Annotated in this window: 18 protein-coding genes; 7 read left to right on the top strand and 11 right to left on the bottom strand. The window is 73.6% G+C overall.

What is annotated here, in order from left to right:
• Positions 1-117: 117 nt before the first annotated feature.
• From ACFVGY_RS01680 to ACFVGY_RS01665, 4 genes are all read left to right on the top strand, one after another.
• Positions 118-1,524 (top strand): hypothetical protein, encoded by a 1,407-nt coding sequence (locus tag ACFVGY_RS01680; protein ID WP_385669278.1) that lies wholly within the window; start codon positions 118-120, stop codon positions 1,522-1,524.
• Between the two features lie 44 nt (positions 1,525-1,568).
• Positions 1,569-2,135 carry a GNAT family N-acetyltransferase gene (locus ACFVGY_RS01675; RefSeq protein WP_385669275.1) on the top strand — a complete coding sequence of 189 codons (567 nt, stop codon included), beginning with the start codon at positions 1,569-1,571 and terminating at the stop codon, positions 2,133-2,135.
• A 117-nt stretch (positions 2,136-2,252) separates the two neighbouring features.
• On the top strand, positions 2,253-3,077 hold the full coding sequence (locus ACFVGY_RS01670) for an SDR family NAD(P)-dependent oxidoreductase (RefSeq protein ID WP_385669272.1): 825 nt from the start codon (positions 2,253-2,255) through the stop codon (positions 3,075-3,077).
• A gap of 53 nt (positions 3,078-3,130) precedes the next feature.
• A complete protein-coding gene (locus ACFVGY_RS01665; RefSeq protein ID WP_385669269.1) occupies positions 3,131-4,006 on the top strand; it encodes a helix-turn-helix transcriptional regulator in 876 nt (291 codons plus the stop codon).
• 65 nt (positions 4,007-4,071) lie between these two features.
• On the opposite strand, the gene ACFVGY_RS01660 is transcribed toward ACFVGY_RS01665, so the two are convergent.
• On the bottom strand, positions 4,072-5,028 hold the full coding sequence (locus tag ACFVGY_RS01660; RefSeq protein ID WP_385669842.1) for an ion transporter: 957 nt from the start codon (positions 5,026-5,028) through the stop codon (positions 4,072-4,074).
• Between the two features lie 377 nt (positions 5,029-5,405).
• On the opposite strand from ACFVGY_RS01660, the gene ACFVGY_RS01655 reads away from it, so the two are divergent.
• Both ACFVGY_RS01655 and ACFVGY_RS01650 read left to right on the top strand, forming a co-directional pair.
• Positions 5,406-8,165, top strand: a complete 2,760-nt coding sequence (locus ACFVGY_RS01655) for a LuxR C-terminal-related transcriptional regulator (protein WP_385669266.1) — start codon at positions 5,406-5,408, stop codon at positions 8,163-8,165.
• Between the two features lie 147 nt (positions 8,166-8,312).
• Positions 8,313-8,510 (top strand): hypothetical protein, encoded by a 198-nt coding sequence (locus ACFVGY_RS01650; protein ID WP_385422656.1) that lies wholly within the window; start codon positions 8,313-8,315, stop codon positions 8,508-8,510.
• 72 nt (positions 8,511-8,582) lie between these two features.
• On the opposite strand, the gene ACFVGY_RS01645 is transcribed toward ACFVGY_RS01650, so the two are convergent.
• The 9 genes from ACFVGY_RS01645 to ACFVGY_RS01605 all read right to left on the bottom strand — a co-directional run bounded on the left by ACFVGY_RS01645 (position 8,583) and on the right by ACFVGY_RS01605 (position 20,158).
• A complete protein-coding gene (locus tag ACFVGY_RS01645; RefSeq protein ID WP_385669262.1) occupies positions 8,583-9,926 on the bottom strand; it encodes a hypothetical protein in 1,344 nt (447 codons plus the stop codon).
• An 82-nt stretch (positions 9,927-10,008) separates the two neighbouring features.
• A complete protein-coding gene (locus ACFVGY_RS01640) occupies positions 10,009-12,330 on the bottom strand; it encodes a bifunctional polysaccharide deacetylase/glycosyltransferase family 2 protein (RefSeq protein WP_385669259.1) in 2,322 nt (773 codons plus the stop codon).
• Positions 12,331-12,398: 68 nt separating this feature from the next.
• Positions 12,399-12,944 carry a hypothetical protein gene (locus ACFVGY_RS01635; protein WP_385669256.1) on the bottom strand — a complete coding sequence of 182 codons (546 nt, stop codon included), beginning with the start codon at positions 12,942-12,944 and terminating at the stop codon, positions 12,399-12,401.
• A gap of 164 nt (positions 12,945-13,108) precedes the next feature.
• Complete coding sequence (locus ACFVGY_RS01630; RefSeq protein WP_385669254.1) at positions 13,109-13,855, bottom strand: carbonic anhydrase; 747 nt, start codon at positions 13,853-13,855, stop codon at positions 13,109-13,111.
• Between the two features lie 11 nt (positions 13,856-13,866).
• Positions 13,867-14,166, bottom strand: coding sequence for a hypothetical protein (locus tag ACFVGY_RS01625; protein WP_385669251.1), 300 nt, complete (start codon positions 14,164-14,166; stop codon positions 13,867-13,869).
• Between the two features lie 93 nt (positions 14,167-14,259).
• Positions 14,260-14,580, bottom strand: a complete 321-nt coding sequence (locus ACFVGY_RS01620; RefSeq protein WP_385669248.1) for a hypothetical protein — start codon at positions 14,578-14,580, stop codon at positions 14,260-14,262.
• A gap of 115 nt (positions 14,581-14,695) precedes the next feature.
• Positions 14,696-17,590, bottom strand: a complete 2,895-nt coding sequence (locus ACFVGY_RS01615; RefSeq protein ID WP_385669245.1) for an ATP-binding protein — start codon at positions 17,588-17,590, stop codon at positions 14,696-14,698.
• Positions 17,591-17,854: 264 nt separating this feature from the next.
• Positions 17,855-19,210 carry a cytochrome P450 gene (locus ACFVGY_RS01610; RefSeq protein ID WP_385669242.1) on the bottom strand — a complete coding sequence of 452 codons (1,356 nt, stop codon included), beginning with the start codon at positions 19,208-19,210 and terminating at the stop codon, positions 17,855-17,857.
• A gap of 15 nt (positions 19,211-19,225) precedes the next feature.
• On the bottom strand, positions 19,226-20,158 hold the full coding sequence (locus ACFVGY_RS01605) for a terpene synthase family protein (RefSeq protein WP_385669239.1): 933 nt from the start codon (positions 20,156-20,158) through the stop codon (positions 19,226-19,228).
• A gap of 529 nt (positions 20,159-20,687) precedes the next feature.
• Here ACFVGY_RS01605 and ACFVGY_RS01600 point away from each other — a divergent pair.
• The gene (locus ACFVGY_RS01600; RefSeq protein WP_385669236.1) at positions 20,688-21,098 is read left to right on the top strand and encodes a hypothetical protein; all 411 of its coding nucleotides are present in this window, start codon (positions 20,688-20,690) and stop codon (positions 21,096-21,098) included.
• 127 nt (positions 21,099-21,225) lie between these two features.
• Here ACFVGY_RS01600 and ACFVGY_RS01595 read toward each other — a convergent pair whose 3' ends face one another.
• Positions 21,226-22,503 carry an Nramp family divalent metal transporter gene (locus ACFVGY_RS01595; protein ID WP_385669233.1) on the bottom strand — a complete coding sequence of 426 codons (1,278 nt, stop codon included), beginning with the start codon at positions 22,501-22,503 and terminating at the stop codon, positions 21,226-21,228.
• Positions 22,504-22,616: the final 113 nt, after the last annotated feature.

Below are 22,616 nucleotides of genomic sequence, written 5' to 3'. Positions count from 1 at the left end.
CCCGGGCCCCACCGCCGGGGCGGGCGGGGGAAATCCGGCCACCCACCTGGATCCGGCGGACGCCGGATTGACATGATCTCCGTGGTTTCCGCTCCCACGTGACCAGAGGTCAGATCCATGACGACACCGTCCCCGGCCCGCCCCTCCCGGCGGTGCGCCGGCTGGGCCGCCGCGCTCGCCGCGGTCCTCCTCGCGATACCCCTCCTCGGCGGTCCGGCACACGCCGCGCCCGGCGACCCGGCCACCGCCTCCTCCTTCAACCTCAAGCCCGGGCCCGATCTGCACGGCCACGTCGCCGACTTGAAGGCGGCCCTGCCCGCCCAGGGCGTCCAGGACCTGCTCGACCAGGGCAACCGGGTCGCGAAGACCGGCGCTTCCTGCACCGCCGACCCCTTCGGCACCGGCGACAACGGCACCGTGCTCGCCCCGGCGAAGAAGTTCTGCTGGGACGGCGGCGACGCCGACACCCAGGAGTGGATCCCGCAGGGCATCACCGGCGTCTCCGACGCCCAGGCCGACGAACTCTGGGGCACCCGCAAGCCGTTGATCACGGCCTGGTACGACAAGACCGGAGCGAAGGGCGTACGGCTGTCCTTCCTGGACCCGGAGACAGCGGTGCCGGGCGACCCCGACGGGCGCCGCTACCGCCACGTGCTGCTGGTGGAGCCGTACGACAACGCGTACGGCAACGCGTCCTACCGGGCGGTCGACGTCCACGCCGGGGGCATCGCCTGGTACAAGTACCACCTCTACGTCGCGGACACGCTGAACGGCCTGCGCGTCTTCGACCTGCGCAACATCCTCGACCTCAACCCGGACCGGGACGCCTCGGTCGACGACGCCACGCTCGACGGCCTGAAGAGCAACGTCCGGGACGAGACCAAGATCGGCCGGCAGAGCAACGTCTACTACAGCCACACCTACCGGTACGTCCTGCCGCAGGTGGCCTCGTACAAGTTCGCCGCAGCCCAGGGCAACACCTCCGCCGGGACCTGCGTCGCCACCGGCGCGCCCAAGGCCTCGTACATCTCGATCGACCGCAGCAACACCGCGGCCCCCGCGCTGATCACGGGCGAGTACTGCGACTCAGACACCGACCACCCGGAGAAGGGCCGGGTCGGGGCGCTGCCCATCGACGACGCCACGGGCCTGCTGAAGACGACCGGCGGGGTGGTGGCCGCGACGTCGGCGTACCACCTGCCGCGGGACCTCACCCAGGGCGCCGTCCGCTACGACGGCACGTACTACTTCAACCGCAGCTGGACGGACCACAGCGGAAGCCTGCGCCGGGCCACGGTCAGCGGCGGCCGCCTGGTGGACCTCGGCGGCAACATCACCAACGCGGTCGGCCCGGAGGACCTGTACCTCGAACACGGACAGAGCGTGCCGGGCGGCGGCACCCAGTACCTGTGGTCGTTGACCGAGCACCGGGCGGACGGGACACCGGGCTGCACCGACACCGGCTCGCCCTGCGGCCGCGTGGTCTACGCCCACCGGCTGAGCGACGTCCTGGCCCGCCCGTAGCCGGAACCTCCCCGTCCGCGGCTGGTCGGGCATAGCCTCGTGGCATGACCGCGACCAAGGAAACGACGTACGAGTTCCGCACCGCCCGCCCCGAGGACGCGGAGGCCATCGTGGCCCTCGACGGGTCCTTCACCACCTCCACCGTCTTCGAAGTGGCCGTCACCGACGGCGGGTTCGCACTCCGCGAGGTGCCCGTGGACCCGCCGCTGGTCAAGGTCTTCCCCGACGACGGCTTCGACGACGACAGCGGTGACGACGGCCGCCCGGACGACGACCGCACGTTCGTCGCGGTCGGCGCCGACGGGGCCCTCGCCGGCTTCGCCGCCGTCTCCTACTCCGCGTGGAACCGGCGGCTGACCATCGAGGACATCGAGGTCGCCCCGGACCACCGGGGCCGCGGCGTCGGCCGCGCGCTCATCGGTCACGCCGCCGACTTCGCCCGCGAGCGGGGCGCCGGGCACATCTGGCTGGAGGTGACCAACGTCAACGCCCCCGCCATCCACGCCTACCGCCGGATGGGCTTCGCCTTCTGCGGCCTGGACACCAGCCTGTACCAGGGCACCGCGTCCGAAGGGGAGCAGGCGCTCTACATGAGCATGCCCTGCCCCTGACGCCGTGCCGCCCGCCGACCCGGAGAACGGGGAGCGGGGAGCGGGGGAACGGGGGAGTGCCGAGCCTGGGACCGGCAGGGCCTGGTTGCCGGGGGGCGCGCCGACGAGAGTGGGGGCATGGACGAGAACACCACCACCAGCACCACCACCAGCACCACCACCAGCACCCGCACGGGCGACGTGACGGGATTCCAGGACCGGATCGTCCTGGTGACCGGCGGGACCAGCGGCATGGGCTTCGCCACCGCCCGCCTCCTGCTCGACGGCGGGGCCCACGTCGTCATCACCGGCCGAGACGAGAAGCGGCTCGCCCGCGCAGCCGAGCGGCTCGACGGCGGGGACCGGCTGGTCACCGTACGCGGTGACGTAGCCGACGAGGCGGACACGGAGCGGGTGGCCGAGGAGGTCCGGCGGCGGCACGGACGGCTCGACGGGGTCTTCGCCAACGCCGGCATCGCCGACTTCAAGCCGGCCGCCGAAGCGGACGTACGGCACCTCGACCGCCTCGTCGACGTCAACTTCAAGGGCGTGTTCCTGACGGTGCAGAAGGCCCTGCCGCTGCTGGACGCCGCCGGGGGCGGAGCCGTCGTCCTCAACGCCTCCTGGACCCTGCACCGGGGCATGGCCGTCGCGCCCGTCTACGCCGCCACCAAGGCCGCCGTCCACAGCCTCGCCCGGACCCTCGGCAGCGACCTCGCGCCCCGCAACATCCGGGTGAACTCGGTGAGCCCCGGCTACATCGAGACCGAGATGTTCCACGGGGCCGTCCCCGACCCCGCCGACCACGAGCCGATCCGGGCCGGTATCCCCCTCGGGCGGCTCGGGACCGCCGAGGACGTCGCCCACGCCGTGGCGTTCCTGCTCTCCCCGCACTCCTCCTACATCACCGCGCAGGACCTCGTCATCGACGGCGGACTCGTGGGCGCCCTCCCCGCCGCCTGAGGGGGTCCCGCAGGGCCAGGCTGCGCGCCCTCCTGCCGGAGAGAATCGTGGGCATGAGCACCACAGCCACCCCCACCGGCGGCCTCGGCGAGTTCTTGCGCACCCGCCGCGCCCTCCTGCACCCCGGCGACGTGGCGCTGCCCGACTTCGGCGGCGTACGCCGCGTCGCCGGGCTGCGCCGCGAGGAGATCGCCCAACTCGCCGGCGTCAGCGTCGACTACTACACGCGGATGGAACAGGGCCGCGTGCCCAACCCGTCCGACGCGGTCCTGGACGCACTCGCCCGCGCGCTGCGCCTGGACGAGGACGAGACCCGCCACCTCCACCGGCTGGCCCGCCCCGCGCGGCCCGCCCGTCCCGCGCCCCCGGCGGACGGCGAGGCCCCCGCGGCGCAGCGCGTCCGCCCCGTGCTCCGCCGGCTGCTGGACGAACTCCACGACCTGCCCGCCCTCGTGATGGGGGAGCGGATGGACATCCTCGCCTGGAACCGGGCGGCGGTCGCGCTCTTCGGCGACTACGGCGCCCTGGATCCCGCTGAGCGCAACATCGCCCGCATCACCTTCCTCGACCCGGCGTCGCGCAGCCTGTACGGGGACTGGGAGTCCTGCGCCCGCGAGAACGCCGCCTTCCTGCGGCTGGAGGCGGGCCGCCGGCCCGACGACCACCGGCTCGCCCGGCTCGTCGCGGAACTGGCCGAGCGCAGCGAGGACTTCCGCCGGTGGTGGGCGGAACACCCCGTCCGGGACAAGACCTCCGGCACGAAGCACTACCACCACCCGGTCGCCGGAGACCTGGTCCTCTCCTACGAGACCCTGCGCGCCGCCGACGACCCGGGCCAGGCACTGATCACGTACGCCGCCGAACCGGGCAGCCCCTCCCACGACGCCCTGCGCATGCTGCTCTCCTGGACCGCGACCGCCGGCGGTTAGACCGGCGGTGGACCGGCCCGGGACGAACGAACCGAAGGGCCACGACGTCGGCACCGCGCCGCTGCTCAGGCGGGCGGCCCTGCCACCGCCTGGAGTTCTGCCGGGACGCCGCCGGCCGGGACCGCGGCGCCCTTGTCGCAAGGCCGGTCGGGCCGGGCCGGGTGCGGGGCCCGGGCCAGCGCGGCCTCCACCTCGTCCAGGGCCCGCCGGGCCTCCGCCAGGCGGGCCCGGAGCTCGGCGGAGGTGGGACCGACCGGCTCGGGGCGACCTTGCTGCTTCAGGTCGAGCCGAGCCTGCCGCTCCTGCTCCCGAGCCTCCTCCAGGGAGCCCAGCACCACCCCGATCAACACGTTGACCAGGACGAACGACGCCAGCAGCACGTACGAGGCGTAGTACAGCAAGGTCAGCCGCGACAACTCCAGCCCGGCCCGCACCGCGTCCGCGAAGCCGTCCATCGTCGTCAGCAGGAACAGGGTGAGGCAGGCCCGGCCCACCGACCCGAAGTGCACCGGGTCGCTGTCGGCGAAGCACATCCAGCCGACCATCGCGTACACGTACACCACGAGCGCGCCCACGCACAGGAAGCTGAGCGTGCCCGGCACGGCCCGCCCCACCGCGATCAGCAGCACCCGCAGCTGGGGCAGGAACCGGGCGGTGCGCAGCACCCGGCTGAGCCGCAGCAGCCGCAGCACGCTCGTGTTCTCCCGGACCACCGGCAGGAACGCGGCCAGGAGCACGGCCAGGTCGAAGAGGTTCCAAGGGTCCCGGAGGAAAGCTTTCGGCCGGTCGGCGCAGGCGGCGGCGCGCACCGCCAGCTCCACCCCGAACAGGGTCAGGAAGAGGTTCTCTGCGCCTGCCAGCAGCTCCCGGTGCGCGGCGGCGAACCCGCTGTAGGTCTCCGCACCCAGCAGCACCGCGTTGCACAGGATCAGCGCGAGGACACCGGCCCCGAAGGCGGGGGAGTCGACGAGGGCCCGGCAGCGCGCGGCCAGACGGATGCGGGGCGGGGCGGAAGGGGCGATGACAGTCACGGGCGGTCCTCGAACGATCGGGGAGCGAGTGGTCGCGGCGACGCGGACCCGGCGGTGATCGTGACACCCCGGACGGTCCGGCCCGCCTCAAGATCACTCGCATGAGTGGCGTATCCGCGCTTTCTCACGCCATCGGGTGACCGGGCGGGAGCCGGTCGCCCGCCGCCCCGAGGCCCGCCGCCCGAGGCCGGCCGCCCCGAGGTCCGCCGCCCGAGGCCGGCCGCCCCGAGGCCCGGCGGCCGGCGGCCGGGGGCGGTCCGCGCATCACCCGGCAGGGGTGATCCGAAAGGTGCCCCGCCGACGTGCGACGTACGATCATGCCGAAAGGGATCCGCACGCGCGGCCGCCCCGTCCTCCTGGTGATAGGCATGGGTGAGACAGCAGCCTCCCGCTCCACACCCCGCACGGCAGCACGGGAGCCCCGTGGCACCCGGGCCTTCGGTGTCCCGGTCCTGCCCACCCGCTTCGCGATCCCCTCCGTCCCGCACACCTTCGTCCGCCGCCCCCGCCTCACGCAGCGGCTGGCCGACGGCGTCAGCCGCCCCCTGGTGCTGGTGAACGGCCCGGCCGGCGCCGGAAAGACCCTCCTCGTCGCCGACTGGCTCGCCCGGCACCCCCTCCCGTGGCCCGTCGCCTGGCTGACCACCGAGGCCGACGACAACGCCCCGGGCATGTTCTGGGCCTACGTCCTGGAGGCGCTGCGCCACCACGGGCTGCCCCTGCCCGACGACGTCGGCACACCGGCCCGTGCCGAAGAGGTCGACCACGCGCTGCTCGTCCGCTTCGCCGCGCACCTGAGCGGGCTCCGCGACCCGGTCCTGCTCGTCCTGGACGAGTTCGACCGCGTCACCGCGCCGGTGATCGCGGAGCAGGTCGCCTTCGTCCTCCAGCACTCCCGCCCCGCGCTGCACCTGGTCCTCATCAGCCGCACGGAGCCGCTGCTGCCGCTCCACCGGTACCGCGCCGGCGACGAGATGGCCGACATCCGCGGCGCGGACCTGGCCTTCAGCCAGGACGAGACGGCCGCCCTCCTGGACCGCCACGGCCTGGACGGCGGCGCCGAGGCGGCGCGGCTGCTGACCGAGCGGACGGAGGGCTGGGCAGCCGGGGTGCGGCTGTGCGCCCTGGCCATGCACGAGACCGACGACCCGGCCCGCTTCCTCAAGGAGTTCGAGGCCGGCCGCAGCACCGTCGCCGACTACCTCCTCGGCGAGGTCCTGGCCACCCAGCCCTTCGAGACCCAGGACCTGCTGCTGCGCACGAGCATCCTGGAGCAGACCCACCCCGACCTGGCGAACGCCCTGACCGGCCGCGAGGACGGCGCCGCCATCCTGGCCTCGCTGGAGCGGGCGAACGCCTTCGTCACTGCGGTCGGCCACTCCTGGTACCGGCACCATCCCCTGTTCGCCGAGATCCTGCGGGTCCACCTGCGGTCCGGGCAACCCGGGCTGCCACGGGAACTGCACGGGAGGGCGGCCCGCTGGCTCTGCGACGCCGGACAGCTCGTGACCGCCCTGCCGCACGCCGCCGCGGCCGGCGACTGGGAGTTCGCCGCCTCCCAGTTCGTCGGCCGCCTGGCCATCGGCCGCCTCTTCACCGGGCTCGACGCGGACCGGCTGGCCGAGGTCTTCTCCGCGTTGCCCCCCGGCACGCCGGGCCCCGCCCCCGAACTGGTGCGGGCCGCGCTCGACTTCGCCCGGTACGACGTCACCGGCGGCCTGGCCCGCCTGCGCGCGGCCGAGGAGCGGCCGGCACGGGACCCGAAGGACCCGCAGAACGCGCGGGAGCTGCCCGCGGTGCAGCTGACCCGCGCGGTCCTGCGCGTGGTGGCGGGCCGGCTGGCCGGCTCGGTGGCCATGGCCGAGGAGGCCGCCGCGGACGCAGCGGAGCCGGCCCGGCAGGTGCCGTCCGAGTACCTCGCACAGCATCCCGAACTGTCCGCGCTGCTGCTGACCGGCCTGGGAGCCGCACGGCTGTGGGCCGGGCAGCTCGATACCGCAGCGGAGGCGCTGTCCGCCGCCGTCGACGCCTCCGAAGGCCCGGACCTGGCCGGCCCGCGGCACGAAGCCCTGGCCCGGCTCGCCCTGACCGACCTCCTGCGCGGGCAGCCCGGCCGGGCCGGGGCCCGGGCCCGCGAGGCGGCAGCCGAGGCGACGCGGAACGGCCTCCTGCCGGCCCACTGCAGCGGGGCGGCCGACCTGGTGCCGGCCGCGGTCGCCATCGAGCAGGACGACCTGGCAGCCGCGGGCGCGGCTCTGGAGCGGGCCGCGCAGTCCGCGGGGGCCCGCGACGACCCCGTCGTCGCCGCCGGTCTCGTGATCCTGGGCGCACGTGTGCTGACGGCCGGGGGCGACCCGGCGGGATCCCTGGAACTGCTGACCGGAGCCGTTGCCCGCCCGGCGGCGGGGGAGCCCTCCCCCTGGGTGGACGCCCACCTCGCCCTGGCCGCATCGGCCGCGCACCTGGCTCTGGGGGACCCGAAGGCCGCGCGCGAAGCCCTCGGCGACGCGGCCCGGTTCCTCGCCGCGGAAAGCGCCGTCGCCGCCGCGCGCGCCTGGATCGCGGACGGCGAGAGCGCGCGGGCGATCGAGGTCCTGGACCCCCTCGTCACGGGCGACGCCGCCGGCCCCGCCGTGACCGTACGCGCCCTCCTGGCCCGCGCGGAGGCCGCGGACGGCCTGGGCGACACGACGGCGGCACGACGCCTGGTCGTGCGCGCCCTGGGCCTGGCCCGCCCCGAGCGACTGCGCCGCCCGTTCCTCGACGCCGGCCCGTGGCTGCGCCGGGCCCTGCGTGCCCGCCCGGTTCCCGGACACGACTGGCTCGCGCCCGGACCAGCCGGGGCGGGGGCCGGGGCCGCAGCAGGAGCCCGGGCCGGTACCGGGGCCGCGGTACGGCCCGCGGGGCCTGCCGCGGCGGGTACGGTCCTCGTGGTCGAACCGCTCAGCGAACGCGAGCACGACGTCCTCGCCTGCGCGGCGCAGATGCTGTCCACCGAGGAGATCGCCGCCGAGTTGAGCCTCTCCGTCAACACGGTCAAGACCCACCTCAAGAGCATCTACCGCAAGCTCTCGGCGAACCGCCGCGGCGAAGCGGTCCGGCGGGCCCGCGAGCTGGAGCTGCTCTGACCCCGCAGCCGTAGCCGTACCGGTGCACGACGCTGCCCGCGCACGCAGCGCGTCGGGGCGCGCTCACCTCCACCGGGTGATGCCTGCCGGCCGCGACGCGCCCAGCATGGAGGAACGAGCCTTCCCAGCAGGGAAAAGAGAGCGCTCATGCGATACGAGATCCGCATCGACGGGCAGATGTCGGAGACGCTCAGCGGGGCCTTCCCCGAGCTGAAGAACTTCGTCATCACCGACGAGACGGTCCTGTTCGGCCCCGTCACCGACGAGGCCCACCTGTACGGCCTGCTCGCCCGGTTCCAGGCCCTCGGCCTGCACGTGGTGGAGATGCGCAGGCTCCCGGAGTGACCGGGAGCGCCCCCCGCCCCCCGCCCCCCGCCGCCCGGCGCGGGCTGCGCGGCGGCGGGGGCGGACGCCGGCTCACCCGGCGTCCGGGGGTGGTCCCGCCGGGCGTTCCGCGCCACCGTTCCCGTTCACCCGGCCGCTCGCGGCGAGCAGCGCGATCAGGGCGAGCAGCACGAGCAGGATGAGGACCAGCAGCAGGATGGTCAGCACCGTCGGGTGGTTCCACAGCGCGAAGACCAGCACCACCACGAGCATGGCGCCCAGCGTGATCCACCGGCGGTTGGCCTCGACCCAGGTCCCGGCCCTGCCCGTGTGGATCCGGTGCCGGTCCGCCCACAGGGCGGCGGAGTCCGCGGTGCGGTCGGACGCGCCCCGCACCGCCTTCGGCAGCCGGCCGGGGCCGATCAGGTAGGCGCCGAGGGCGACGACGATGCCCAGGGCGATCGTGGTGCGCAGGCTGACCCGCAGGAAGCGCACGAGCGTGTCGAAGATCGCCGCGGCCGCGGCCGGGGACTGCACCTGGGCGGGCAGGTGGTCGAGGTAGTAGCGGCGGCCGATGACCAGGGCGACGGCCACGATCAGGCAGGCGAAGGCGGCGCCCAGCGCCGTCCAGGCGAGCGCGCGGCGCCGGTGCCGGGCCATCAGCACCCCGCCCGCGCCGAGCAGCACGGTGATGACGGGCAGCCAGTTCCCGAGGACGTCCAGCAGGTGGGCGGCGTTGCGGATCTTGCCCAGCTCCTCGGACTGGAACAGCACCATCTGCTTGTGCACTTCGGGGATCTTGCTCGCCGGGGACAGCCCGGCGTTCACGAGGGCGTCCTTGATCTGCTCCACCAGCGTGCCGATGTTCAGGGTGACCGTTCCGTCGGACACGCCGACCGCGCCGCGTCCCTGGCCGGTGAGCGCGTGCACGACGGCCGCGTGCGCGACCCGGTTCGCACCCGTCCAGACGTCGGCGAACTGGTCGCTCTCCACGAAGCGGGTGGCCACCTTGGTGACCGCCCCGTCGATGGCGGAGTCCACCTGCGGGGCCAGCCCGCGCACCGCGTCCGCGGCCCGGGGCGGCAGGCCCTGCGACTCCAGCCAGTCGGCCACGTCGTCGGTGACCGCCCGGGAGTCGACGTGCACGGCGACGGCCTCGGTGGCGCGGTGGACCGCGGCGGCCTGGACGGCCTCGTTCCGGGCGAGGGGTGCCATGGTGGCCACGTACCGGTCGGTGTCGAGCACGATGTCGTGCACCCACACGGTGAGCACCGAGACGGGCACCAGGATGCAGGTCAGGACCAGGATGACCGCCGAGACCGTGCTTTGGACGATGCGGCCCGCCGGCGATCCGCGCGCCGCGCCGTTCGCCGCCTCGCGCGCCGCGCTCCCGGAGCGCGGCGGTTCCGGAGCGGACGGTTCGTTCGGAGAGGACATGGCAGCTCCAGGGCAGAGGGGTGCTCTGCCTCCATTGGCGCCCGCCCGGAAGCGCCCGGCACGCCTGATGGGTCCGTCCGGGTCAGCGGTACGCGCCGTCCGGCCCGTCCGAGGGCCAGATGTGGTGCTGCGGAGTCTGCGCGTACGGGTGCGGGCCCCAGGCGGGGTCCGTGTCGTGGCCGCCGTCGGGCGCGTACGCGTACGCCGGCCCCGGTCCGGGCTGCGGTGCCGGCCCCGGTGCGGTCTGCGGTGCGGTCGGAGCCGTGTCCGCCGGGGCGACCGGGACCTGGAGGCTGCCGTAGCGCTCCATCCGCTGCCAGCGCAGCCGGGAGCCCGCGACCGCGGTGAACACGGACTGGATGACGACCAGGTACATGAGCTGGCGGTAGACGAATTGCTGGAGGGGCAGGCTCCACAGCGGTCCCGGTCGCTCGCCGTCGAGCCGGAAAGCGTAGAGGCCCATCAGGACCTGGAGGACCAGGAACGCCGTCCACAGCCCCAGGATGCGGACGGGATCGAGGAAGACCAAGCCGTAGACGGCGAACACGTCGACGACCGGAGCGAGGAGCGGCAGCAGGACCTGGAACGTCAGCAGGTAGAGCAGGCCGCGGCGGCCCAGCTTGCCGGCCTGGCCCCGCTGGGTGAGGGCGCCGCGGTGCTTCCACATCGCCTGCAGGGTTCCGTAGCACCAGCGGTAGCGCTGCTTCCACAGCGCGCCGAGAGAGGCGGGCGCTTCGGTCCAGGCCTTGGCGCGCTCCTCGTAGACCACCCGCCAACCGTCCCGGCACAGCGCCATGGTCAGGTCGGTGTCCTCGGCCAGGGTGATGTCGCTGACGCCGCCCACCCGCAGCAGCGCCTCGCGGCGGAAGGCGCCGACGGCACCGGGCACGGTGGGCATGCATTCCGCGAGGTCGAACAGGCGCCGGTCGAGGTTGAAGCCGACGACGTACTCGATGTGCTGCCAGCGGCCGAGCAGCCCGCCCCGGTTGACCACCTTGGCGTTGCCGGAGACGGCGCCGACGCGGCGGTTCGCGAACGGCTGGACGATCATGCGGACGGCGTCCGGCTCGAAGACGGTGTCGCCGTCGACCATGACGAGCAGGTTGCAGGAGGCCGCGGCGATACCCGTGTTGAGGGCGGCGGGCTTGCCCGCGTTCTGCTGCCTGATGACCCGGACACCGGGCAGCCGCAGGGCCTCGACGATGTCGGCCGTGCCGTCCGTGGAGCCGTCGTCGACGACGATGACCTCGACGGGGTGGTCGGAGGCCAGCAGGGAGCGGACCGCGGCCTCGATGCCGGCACTCTCGTTGTAGGCGGGGACGATGACGCTCACCGGTTCGGTGACGGGAGGGCCCCAGGGCTTGCGGCGCATCCGTACGTGGCGCCGGGCGGCGACGAAGACGGCGACCGCGCGCAGCAGGCTGACCGCGCCCGCGGCCCACAGCAGCCAGGAGAGCCCTTCGAGGATCCAGTCGCTGGTACGGATCGCGGTGATCAGGGCGAGCCCCTGCCACCGGTCCGCCGTCGCGGCGGGCCGGACCGCCCCGGGCAGGGCGACGGCGTCGCCGACGGTGGCGAACGTCCAGCCGGACGCCTTCAGCCGCGGCACCAGCTGCTCCAGTGCGGCGACCGTTTGCGCGCGGTCCCCGCCGGCGTCGTGCAGCAGCAGGATCTGCCCGCCGGTGTCCTTCGGCGTGGCGTCGGCGACGATCCGCTCGACGCCCGGACGGCGCCAGTCCTCGCTGTCGAGCGTCGTCAGGACGGTCAGGTAGCCCTCCTGACCCGCCTGGACGACGGCGTCCCAGTCGGCGTCGCCGAGCGCCTTGGCCGTGGAGGAGTACGGGGGCCGCAGCAGCGGAGTGGTGACCCCGGTGGCGCCGGCGATGACGAGCTGGGTCTCGCGCAGCTCCAGGGAGCGCCGCCAGGCGGACGCCGCGCCGAGGTCGGTGTGGGTGAAGCTGTGCAGGCCGATCTGGTGGCCCTCGTCGACGATCCGGCGGGCGAGGCCGGGGTTCTCGGCGACCTTGGTGCCGACGGTGAAGAACGTGGCACGGACGCCGTTGCGGCGCAGCACGTCGAGGATCTTCGGGGTCCAGACGGGGTCCGGGCCGTCGTCGAAGGTCAGCGCCATGGTGCGGGGTGCCGGGCCGGCGGTGCGGCCGGCCGCCCCCTCGATCACCGGGCCGCCGGAGCGGATCTGCTCCGGCACGGACGTCACCGACCCCCGGTCCCGGGGCTCCGCGTCCGGCCTGGAGTCGAACAGGTGCTGGGTGTAGCCCTGTAGGAGCAGCGCTGCCGAAAGCGTCAGCACGAGGGTGGTCAGCAGCAGCCAGTGGGTGCGCAGGGGAACGGTGCGTACGGTGCTGTGCCGGCCGCGGGCCGGGCGGCGACGGTTCTTCGACAAGGGGAGGGGTTCCTGACTGCTGTGCGGCGCGATGCCTGCGGGGGTGCCCGGTGTCTGGCGTGCTGCGCTCAGGGGTGGGCGGTGGGCTTGCCTCCGCCCTGGCCGGGCGGGGCGGTCCTGCCGCGGCCGTGCCCGCCGGGCTGTGTCGGGGCGGTGTCTCCCGGCTCCGCCGCGGCCTTCGTCGGGTCCGGCCCGGTGCCGGGCCTCGGGCTGTCGGTCCCGCCGGAGGCGGGCGGCGTACTGCTGCGCGCGGCGGCCGGGGCCGGGCGGGGGCTGCCGCTCGTGGCACTGCGGGTGGGTCCGGGCGTGCCGGCCGTCGGGTCGCCGGGGGCGGGGGAGTGCGGGGCCTGGGCGGAGGGAAGCAGCGGCGATTCGATCGTGGGGCCGCCCAGCAGGGTGCTGACGAGCAGCACGACGTATGCGGCGGCGGGTACGACCAGCACGTAGCCCACGCGGCGTACCCGGAGCTGTCTGCGCCCCGAGGAGTCCACGAAGACCGGACGCTCCTCCTGGGTGGCCGCCGCCGGCAGGGCCGTCACTTCCGCGCGTGCGTCCACGTCGGGGAGGAAGAGTTCGATGGTGTCCTCGTCCGGGACGCCGGGTGGTCGGTGCATCGGCTGGGGCCTCGGGGGTCGGTGGTGGGGGTCCGTCTCATGCCCTTCAGCGTGGGAAGCGGCTCCCGCGTCACTCCCCGGGGAATTCCCGGCTCAAAGGGTGCAGAACGAGATGTCTCGGCCGGCACCCCGTGGCGCCGTCAGACGCTGCCGCGGCGGGCCCGTCAGTCGAGGCGCGTCACCCGCTGGCTGCTGAGCTCGTAGCGGGCCCCGACCACGGCCAGGCGGCCCGAGGCGACCCGGCCCACGAGGTCCGGTTCGGCGGCCAGACTCGCCGTGACCCGGCGGACGTGAGCGGTGACGGCCGCGTCCACCCGGGCGTGCCGGGGCAGGCCGGGATCCACCGCGGGGCGGATCTGGTCGGCCAGGTAGCGGAGGTGGGCCGGCAGCGGGGCATGGGTCGCGTCCGCGTCCACGGCGGCAGCGACCGCCCCGCACCCCTGGTGGCCGAGGACGACGACCAGCGGAACGTCCAGCTCCAGCACGCCGTACGCGATGCTGCCCAGGACGGCCTCGTCCAGGACCTGGCCCGCCGAACGCACCGTCAGCAGATCGCCCAGCCCCTGGTCGACCACCAGCTCCGGCGGCACCCGGGAGTCGACGCAGCCCAGGACCACGGCGAACGGATGCTGCCCGCCCATCAGCACCCGCCGCACGGTGCGGCTCTCGTCCGGGTGGCGCTCGTGGAGCGTGCGCCAGCGCAGGTTCCCCGCCGCGAGCTCCCGCCACGCGGGCCCGGGCCCGGTCGGCCGGGGACCGCCCACGCCGGGCTCCGGGCGCGTCCCCGATGCCGTTGACGCCACGCAGAGCAGCCCGGTCCCCAGGAGGGCGGCGCCGCCCAGCCCGGCCCGTACCAGCCCGCGCCGCGCGACCGAAGGTGCGGGCCCGCCCGCGTCGTCGTCGACACTCATGTGCGCTGAAGCTAGACGCCGCGGACCCGGTGGCCCCGCCGCCACCGCGGGCGCGGCACTCCCTTGGGCAACATGTGGCTGAGAGCGTCGGCCACCCCGGGGTGCCCCGGGCGGGCGGCCGTCGCCGGGGTCAGTCCCCGCCCGGTTCCACGGCCGGCCTGCACGCCCTCGTAGAGCCGGAACAGCCGGCGCCGCCCGGGGTCCGCTCCGTCCTCGGTCGCGAGCGCCTCCCAGCACTGCGCCGACAACGCCCGGGCCCGGGTGCCGGGCCAGGGCTGCGGGAGCAACTCGGGACCTGCTTGGTCCGTCATGCCGAGTGCTTTCGGCGACGGCGTACCGCTCACCTGCGTCGACGGTGCCGGCCTCGCCGACGAGGGCGTGCACGAGGGTCCGGGCTCCCGGGGTCAGCCACCGCCCCCGCCGGAGCCGCACCCGTAGCCTCCGGTGCTGCCGCCGGAGCCGCCGTGGCCGCTCCGGCCGCCGCCGGGCCTGCTGCCGCCGCGCCCCTCCGCCGCGGCCATGGCCGTACCGGTCACCACGAGCACCCCGAGGAAGGCGGCCACCACCAGCGGCCAGGGCCCGCCGGACGCCCCCACGACCAAGGCGGTGATCGCGAGGATCCAGCCCAGGCACCCGACCGCCGTTGCGAGGCCGTCAGGGTCCCGCGACCCTCCGGACCGCGCGGGCCCCGCCGCCCCGCGGTCCGTCCCGTCGTCCTGGTCCATGCGGCATCCGCCCCCTCCGCTCGTGCCGTATGGAGGGTTATTCCCGACCCGCGTACTCGAACACCCCCGCCCGGAAACCCGGACGGGGGTGTTCGAGGGTGTCACCGGGCGGCCGTCACATGCCGAGCGCCCGGCGGAGTCCGACCCGGTCGGTGCCCAACTTGGTGAAGACCGCCGACAGCAGCTCCGACACCGCCGGAACCTCGACGTGCAGCTCCTTGGCGATGGCCGCGTTGTCGAGGCCGAGGGCGGCGTGCCGGGCCGCCGCGTGTTCCGCGACCGTCAGCGTGTCCTGCTCGGAGGTGTGCAGCCGGCGCGGGCGCAGACCGGCGGACGCGAGCTGGGAGCGGGCCCGGTCGGCGAGGGCGTCCGCGCCGCAGGCGACGGCGCTCTCCATGCCCCGGTAGAGCTGCTGGGCCGCCCGGTGCGGATCGCCGATGGTCTGCAGGGCCGTGCCGTGGTCGATGAGCGCGTGCGCGAACTCGTACGCGGCCGGGGACTGTTCCAGGTGGGAGACGGCCTCCTGGAGCAGGACCGTCGCCTGCACCGGGTCCGTGGTCGCCGCCGCGACGCGCAGCGCCTGGCCGATCACACTGGGCGCGCCGAACGCGCGGGCCCGTGCCACGGCCTCGGCCGCCGTGGCCCGCGCCAGCTCCGGGTTGTGCGTCGCCTGGGCGAGGGCCAGGTCGAGCTGCCACGGACTCCACGAGGGGTTCCGCGTACCGCGCAGGTCGAGGCGCCGGCCCACGGCGGCCAGTTCCTGCTCGGCCTCCTCGATCCGGCCCTGGGCCAGCAGGAGCCTGCCCCACACGGCCTGCGGGTCGGGATAGACGATGGCCCGCGGGAACCCGTCCGCCAGCCGGTACGTGCGGGCGACCTTCTCGGCCTGGGCGAGGTGGCCGCGGGCGAGCAGCGTCTCGATGAGGGTGCCGATGGCGTACCACTGCGCCGGGATGTCGTGACCGATGCGGTTGGCGATCTCCAGGCCGTTGCGGACGAAGTCCTCGGCCTCGGCGAGCCGCCCGCGCCGGTAGCGGACGTAGCCGAGCAGGGTGTACACGAACGACAGGTGCGCTCCGCGCCATCCCTTCGACTCGAAGTCGATGATGCCCTCGTTGAACAACTCCTCGGCGCGACCCGGCTGGTCGCAGTACATGAGGGTGACCGCGATGACGGCGGGCACCTCGAACCCGAAGTCCTGGTCGGTCCAGCTCATGCCGCCGTTGAGGGCCTGCTCCGCGAAGTCCAGGGAGGTGGCGACGGGCTCGCCGCGCATGGCGGCGTCCCAGGCGCGCAGTCCCAGGATGTGCCGCTCGGCCAGGCCGCGGCCGGCCAGCCGCTTGGCGAACTGGGCGAGCAGCCGTGACCTGGCGGGCGAGTTCTCCTCGTCGACCCGGACCGCGTTCCACTTGAACTGCTCGGCCTGCATGCGCAGCCGCGTGCGGGAACTCGTGGCGTGCTTGGCCTCGTCGGCCAGCAGCCCGGCCGCTTCCGCCAGCTGGCCCGTGTGCGCCAGCGCCTGCGCGAGCCGGTACGTGATCGACTCCCGGAGGCCCTGGGCGATCTGTGGCTCCTCCAGCGCCGTCCGGAGCTGGTTGATGGTCGTCACGGGGTCGTGCAGGAGGTTCGCCGAACCGAGTTCGAACAGTACCTCGGCCCGGTCCTCGGCCTCGGGCGGTTCGCGCAGCGCGCGGGCCAGATAGCGGCGCGCGGCGTCGGGAGCGCCCGCGGCGAAGCTGTCGCGCGCGGCCTGGCGCAGCTGTTGCACCACCCACGGATCACCCTCGGGGTGCATTTCCAGCAAGTGGCGGGCGGCGGCGGACGTCCCGTGCCCGTCGTCGATCAGGGCCTGGGCGGCCATGCCGTGCATCGCGACGCGCACGCCCGGCGGGATCGACCGGTAGACCGCCGTGGCGATGAGGGGGTGGAAGAACTCCACGACCTCCTTGCGCCGCAGGCTGGTCAGGACGGTCAGGATACGGGCGGCGCGCAGTTGCTCGATGGCATCGGCGGCCTGCGCCTCGCCGAGCGCCGCGACACTGCCGACGATGTGGGTCGGGACCGCTGTGCCCAGCACCGCGGCGGCCCAGGCGAACCGGACGGTCGACGTCCCGAGCTGCTCCAGGCGTTCGATGAGACCGCTGCCCTTGACGGCGGAGGCCAGATCGCGCAGCTGCGCGATGTTGTCCTGGTGCGGCTTGACTCCCCGGTCGCGGCCCTTCATCGCCAACTCGACGACTTCGAAGGGGTTGCCGCCGGTGATCGCCCAGCACTCGCGGCAGAACACGTCGTCGGCGCTCGATCCGAGGGCGTCCCGGACGATCTGCGCGACCGCGCTCGTGGTGAGGGGCGCCAGCTCGTGCGGCCGGGTCCCGCGCCGCCCCATCAGGTTGCGCAGGCCGGCGGCATCCGTGGGGATCTCGTCCGGACGGCAGGCCACCATGATCAGCATGGCCAGTTCCTCGGCGCGGGCCGCGAACGCGGTCAGCCATGCCAGGGACTCCGCGTCCGCCCAGTGCGCGTCGTCGAGGATGAGGACGACCGGCGCGCTGCGCACCGTCAGCTGGGTGACGACCCAGTCCAGACCGTCGCGCACGCCCTGTGGGTCCGGTGCCGTCGGGCGTTTCCGGGCCGCGGTCAGACCGAGCGCCGGGGCGACGATGGCGTACCAGTTGCCGAGCGCGGCACGCCGGTCCTCCTCGGCCATGGCCGCGAAGGTCGGTTGGATGAGTTGCCGCATCACGTGGAACGGCACCTGCCGCTCCTGTTCGCCGCCGCGTGCGAACAGCACCGTGCAGCCGTGGTCCACGGCGTACCGGCGGGCCTCACCCAGCAGCGTGGTCTTGCCTATGCCGGCCGATCCCGCGAAGGTCAGCACACCTCCGCGGCGGGTGGCCGCGCCCGCACCCTGATCCGACACGCCGCGCACATCGTCCACTGCGCGTCGGATCGCCAGCAATTCGGACTCCCGCTCGAGCAGGGGCTTGTCCGCCCCTCCTCTGGGTTCCATGGCATACGACATTCCTGCCCCCTCCTGCGCGTGCGGCCGAGTGTATGGCCCTGGGGACGAGACGTTGCCGAATCACGTTGCATTCTCCGTATCCCGCCACCCGTGCGAGTGCCATGCTGTACCCTCCGCGCACTTCCTCGCGGTGGATTGATCGAGAAATGGCGGGAAGCGACCGGCGGGAGAACGTAAACGATCGGACCGCGCCGGGGGTCCCGGCGGGGTCGGCGGCTGGCGGTTACGTGGAGTGCGGTCGGACCGGCCCGGTCAGCGGCGCGCGACCGGGATCATGGGGAGTGCGCTGGGCTGCGGGATCCCCGCGGGGACCTCGCGCACGGAGACCCCCGGGGCGGGCTGGAGGTGCCACCGGGAGGCCACGCTCGCCACCGCGGTCAGGATCTCCGCCACCGCGAACGAGTCCCCGATGCACTTGTGCTGGCCGGCCCCGAACGGGATGTACCGGTGGGCGCGCGGGCGTTCGCCCTCGTCCCGCTGCCAGCGGTCCGGGTCGAAGACCTCCGGGTCGCGGAACAGCGAAGGGTCCCGGTGCAGCGCGTACGGGCTGTAGGCCAGCTCGGCCCCTTCCGGGACGGACACGCCGCCGAGGGTGATCGGGACCAGGGCGCGGCGGGTGAACAGCAGCGGCGAGTGCAGCCGCAGCGCCTCCTGGAAGACGCGCTGCGTGTACGTCAGCCCGGCGAGGTCCGAAGGGCGGACGGGCCGGGTGCCCACCACCGCGTCGACCTCGGCGTGCAGCCGTTCCTCGACCTCCGGGTGGCGGCCGATCTCGTGGAACATCCAGGCCAGCGTGGTCGCGGAGGTCTCCGTACCGGAGAACATGATGGCGATCACCTCGTCCCGTACCTGCTCCGGGTCCATCGTCCGGCCCGTCTCCGGGTCCGTGCTCGACAGCAGCAGCGAGAGCAGGTCGTGGCGGCCCTGAGGGTCCCGGTCCCGGTACTGAGCGATCACCTCGTCGATGATCCCGCGGAGGCGCTCGGCGGCCGTGTCGAACCGGCGGTTGAGCGGTAGCGGCAGCCGGTCCAGGGACTTGGGCATGACCGCGCGCAGCAGCATGCCCTCCAGGACGACCGGCAGGGAGCGGTGCACCTCGGCGACGGCGGGGCGGCTCAGCTCCCCCGAGAAGATCATCTCGGCGACCGAGGACATCGCGTAGCGGCGGGTCTCGGTGACGATCGACACCTCGCGCCCGGCCGTCCACGACGCGGACATGGCCTCGGCCTGCCGGCACATGGCCTCGGCGTACTCGGTGATGTGGTTCCGGTGGAACGCCGGCTGGATCATCCGCCGCTGCCCGCGGTGGAAGTCGCCGTCGGTCGTCACGATCCCGTTGCCGAACACGGGGCGGAGCCGGTCGAAGATCCGCCCGCGGCCGAAGCGCTGCGCCTGCTGCACCAGTACGGAGTGGACGTGCTCGGGGGTGGTCAGGACGTGGACCGGCCAGGTGCCGATGTCGATCCGTACGACTTCACCGTGGTCCCGCAGCGACTCCAGGAAGGGGATCGGCTGCCGCCACAGCTGGAGGGCGTGTCCGAGGAGCGGTAACCGCCCCGGTGCCGCGGGGGCACCGGCCGTGCGGCCCCCCGGTTCCACGTGTGCCACGGGCGGACCCCCTCGTCATGCCACCGATACCAGGTCCGGGCGGGTGTACGCAGACTCCAGCCCGGCCGCGAACCGTTCGTCGCTGTACCGCGTGCACTCGTAACGCTGCCACAGATCCGCACCGATCATCCAGTCTTCATAACTGCGTACGCATCGGGAGACCGCCTCGCGCAGGGCCGGCTCGGTCCCTTCCCCGGCGTCCAGGACCTGGAACAGGCGCCGCTCGCACTCCAGGTACTCCTCTATGCGGGCGTGGATGCGGCCCTCCACCGTCCGCAGCGCGTCGGCCAGCGAGCACCGGTCCCAGGAGGCGATGAGGGAGACGAGGTTGTTGTTGTCCCCGCAGGAGTGCTCCTTCGGCAGCGAGAACACGTCGTTCTCCCACCCGATGATGTCCAGGGCGCTCGCGACGACCTCCCGGAACGCGGGCAGGTCGTGGATGCGCTGCGGCAGGTCGATGCCCAGTCCTGCCTCCACCATGTCCAGCATGGGCAGCAGTTGGGAGCTGTGCCGGCGCAGGAAGACGTAGTCCTCGACCGTCGGGCGGCCGCCGGCCCGCCTGTTGCCCGCCTCCTGGTCCAACGAGCGCAGGACGAGCCGGAAATGGGCCCGGAAGCGGGCCGCAGCCGGCTCGGACAGGCCGGCCAGGATCCGGTCGCAGAGCTCGGTGAACCCGCGCACGAGCGGGTTCCCGTGCGCGGGTGCGCTGTTGATCCGCCCCGTGCCCAGGTACTCGGCGATGGCGCCGACGACGGGCTGCCATGCGGCGAGTTGGCCGTTCCTGATGAGGTGGTCGTGCTGGTCGTCCAGGACGAACGACCACGCCATCCACTCGGCCAGCAGGACGACCGTCTCGTACGGAACCTCGCCGCTCACCCGGCCCGCGAGGTGGCCGAATCCGATGCCCGCGAACTGGTCCACGGCATCGGTCACCAGTTCGTGTTCCACCGCCCAGGCCGTGGCCTCCGCATTGGCTCGCGCCGCGTGCGGGTGCTTCGCGTTCCCGAAAGGAAGATGGAAATCCGGAACGGTGAAATCGGTGAGCCCGGCCATTTGGTCCCCCCCATGGAGAAGTTTCGTCCGTCAGTACTCGCTCACTGTGAAACATGAGCACTGCGACCTGGAACGTTCCCCCTTCGCTGCGGAATTTTCATGGGGATGTGTGATGTTTGTGGGGAGGAATCGGTCGTATGTCGAACGGATCCGGCCATCTGCAAAGCAATTAACCCCCAGGGGGGACAGGGCTGTCAACGTGGGGCGACGGAACATGGTGAATTGGTCCCGAAAACCCATGCTGTCTATTCGTACAGAATATGTGGATGGCATAGTCGCCGACCCCTGCGGCCCGGTCGCGTACCGCCGGGGCCGGTTGGCCGGGATGCTGCGGGGGAGCGGGCAAGTGGTCGAAGAGCGCCTTGGAGACAGGGGGTTCTGCCTAGACTGCGCGTGGACATGGCCGTCCGGGAGGGGTGGGAACGTGGTCGAGAACCGTCCGGCCGAACGGGATGACGGCGGCCCCGAAGCCGAGGTCCTGGGCTCCTACTTGGAAGGGGTACGGGCCCGCCTGAGCGGGGAGCGGTTCGAAGTGCTCATCCGCGCCGTCCAGACCACCTGCGCCCTGCTCGGGGAGGGCCGGTACCAGGCCGTGGTCGAGGTGCCCGGCGGGGGCGAGCTCGGCCCCGACCTGCAGCGCGAGTACGTCTCCCTGCTCGCGGTGATGATCACCGGGCGACTCGACCACCACCTGGTGGAACTCGCGGCCCCCGAGGGCGACAAGGGCTGGGCGGTCGTCGAGAACACCGGCCCGCGGTACGGCGACGCCGAGCGGACGTGGATCCAGGCGGAACTCGACGGCATCCTGCGCGCCGGCAACCCGGCATCTCCCTGACCGCCGCGCGTGGCGGGCGGGGAAGCCGTTCTGCGGAACCCGGACGGCAGCGGGTCGCTGCCGACGGGCTTCCGGGGTGCGGCCCTGACGAAGTTCCGGTGCTCCGGGCGGGGGGCCGCGGGGGCGGTCACCCGGCCAGGTCCCGCAGCTGCTGTACGCACAACACCACGAACAGCAGCCCGGCGGCCCCCAGCATCGCGTTGCTCAGCAGCCCGTTGCGCCAGGCGGCGGGCGTGCGCGCGGAGTTGAGCAGCCGGAGCAGGGTCAGCGCCAGGAACGGCATGAAGAGCGCGCCGATCACCCCGTACACGACGACGAGCCCGAAGGGCTGGTCCAGGAAGAGCAGGCTGACGGGCGGGAAGGTGAGCCAGAGCAGGTAGGCCCGGAAGGGCAGCGACCGCTCGGGGCTGGTCCCCGCGGGGACGAGGGACGGCCGGTATGTGGCCGCGAAGTCGGCGAACATCAGGCTGACGCCGTGCCAGACGCCGATCAGCGAGGTGTAGGACGTGGCGAAGAAACCGACCAGGAACAGCTTGGCGGTCGCCGCCCCGTAGCGCTCCTCCAGGACGCCGCTCAGGTCGAGCAGCCCCTTGTCGCCCTTCGCCAGCGCCACCCCGGACGCGTACAGCAGCTCGGCCCCGACGAACAGCATGGCCACCACGAAGACGCCGGTGGTGAGGTAGGCGATGCGGTTGTCGAGCCGCATCACCCTCATCCAGCCGGCGTCCGTCCAACCCTTGGCGTTGACCCAGTAGCCGTACGCGGCGAGCGTGATCGTCCCGCCCACTCCGCCGATCAGGCCGAGCGTGTAGACCAGCGAACCGTCCGGCAGGACCGGCACGAGGCCGGCGAGCGCCGAGCCGAGGTGGGGCGTGACCCGGATGGCGAGATAGACGGTCACCGTGAACATCACGCCGACGAGGCCCGTCATGACCTTCTCGAAGACGGCGTACCGGTTGAACCACACGAACACCAGGCCGGACAGGCCGCACAGCACCGCCCACACCTTCAGGTCCGTCACGCCCGGGAAGAGCGCGGCCAGCGGGAGCGCACTCGAGGACATCGCGGCGGCGCCGTAGACGAACCCCCAGACGACGACGTACCCCGCGAAGTAGACGCTGGTCCAGGAGCCGAGGCTGCGCCAGCCGTCGAACAGGGTGCGGCCGGTGGCGAGGTGCCAGCGGCCGGCGGCCTCCGCGAGGGAGATCTTGACCAGGCAGCCGATCACCGCGGCCCACAGCAGGGTGTAGCCGAACTTGCTGCCCGCGATGAGGGTGGCGACGAGGTCTCCGGCGCCGACACCGGTCGCCGCGACGACCATCCCCGGGCCGATGGACCGCCAACTCGGCGTGCGCGGGGCGAGGTTCTCGCCCGCTTCGGTGCCGGTCTGGGTGGTGTCCGCCATCCGTGGCCGCCTTCCCGTTGCCCCGTGGGTGATCCGGATCACCAAAGCGGCTCGGCGGCGCCCACGCAAGAGGACCTCCCCCGCCAGAGCATCGCCCGCACCGGTCGCTGACC

The organism is Streptomyces sp. NPDC127106, assembly GCF_042677605.1.
Lineage (GTDB): Bacteria > Actinomycetota > Actinomycetes > Streptomycetales > Streptomycetaceae > Streptomyces.
Note: the sequence above shows the minus strand (reverse complement) of the source record. Positions and strands in the feature narration are given on the sequence as shown.

Coding starts and splice junctions, on each gene's coding strand:
- ACFVGY_RS01635 (WP_385669256.1), bottom strand. CDS start 12,944: ATGCACCGACCACCCGGCGTCCCGGACGAGGACACCATCGAACTCTTC.
- ACFVGY_RS01625 (WP_385669251.1), bottom strand. CDS start 14,166: ATGACGGACCAAGCAGGTCCCGAGTTGCTCCCGCAGCCCTGGCCCGGC.
- ACFVGY_RS01620 (WP_385669248.1), bottom strand. CDS start 14,580: ATGGACCAGGACGACGGGACGGACCGCGGGGCGGCGGGGCCCGCGCGG.
- ACFVGY_RS01655 (WP_385669266.1), top strand. CDS start 5,406: ATGGGTGAGACAGCAGCCTCCCGCTCCACACCCCGCACGGCAGCACGG.
- ACFVGY_RS01675 (WP_385669275.1), top strand. CDS start 1,569: ATGACCGCGACCAAGGAAACGACGTACGAGTTCCGCACCGCCCGCCCC.
- ACFVGY_RS01595 (WP_385669233.1), bottom strand. CDS start 22,503: ATGGCGGACACCACCCAGACCGGCACCGAAGCGGGCGAGAACCTCGCC.
- ACFVGY_RS01615 (WP_385669245.1), bottom strand. CDS start 17,590: ATGGAACCCAGAGGAGGGGCGGACAAGCCCCTGCTCGAGCGGGAGTCC.
- ACFVGY_RS01645 (WP_385669262.1), bottom strand. CDS start 9,926: ATGTCCTCTCCGAACGAACCGTCCGCTCCGGAACCGCCGCGCTCCGGG.
- ACFVGY_RS01630 (WP_385669254.1), bottom strand. CDS start 13,855: ATGAGTGTCGACGACGACGCGGGCGGGCCCGCACCTTCGGTCGCGCGG.
- ACFVGY_RS01670 (WP_385669272.1), top strand. CDS start 2,253: ATGGACGAGAACACCACCACCAGCACCACCACCAGCACCACCACCAGC.
- ACFVGY_RS01680 (WP_385669278.1), top strand. CDS start 118: ATGACGACACCGTCCCCGGCCCGCCCCTCCCGGCGGTGCGCCGGCTGG.
- ACFVGY_RS01665 (WP_385669269.1), top strand. CDS start 3,131: ATGAGCACCACAGCCACCCCCACCGGCGGCCTCGGCGAGTTCTTGCGC.
- ACFVGY_RS01650 (WP_385422656.1), top strand. CDS start 8,313: ATGCGATACGAGATCCGCATCGACGGGCAGATGTCGGAGACGCTCAGC.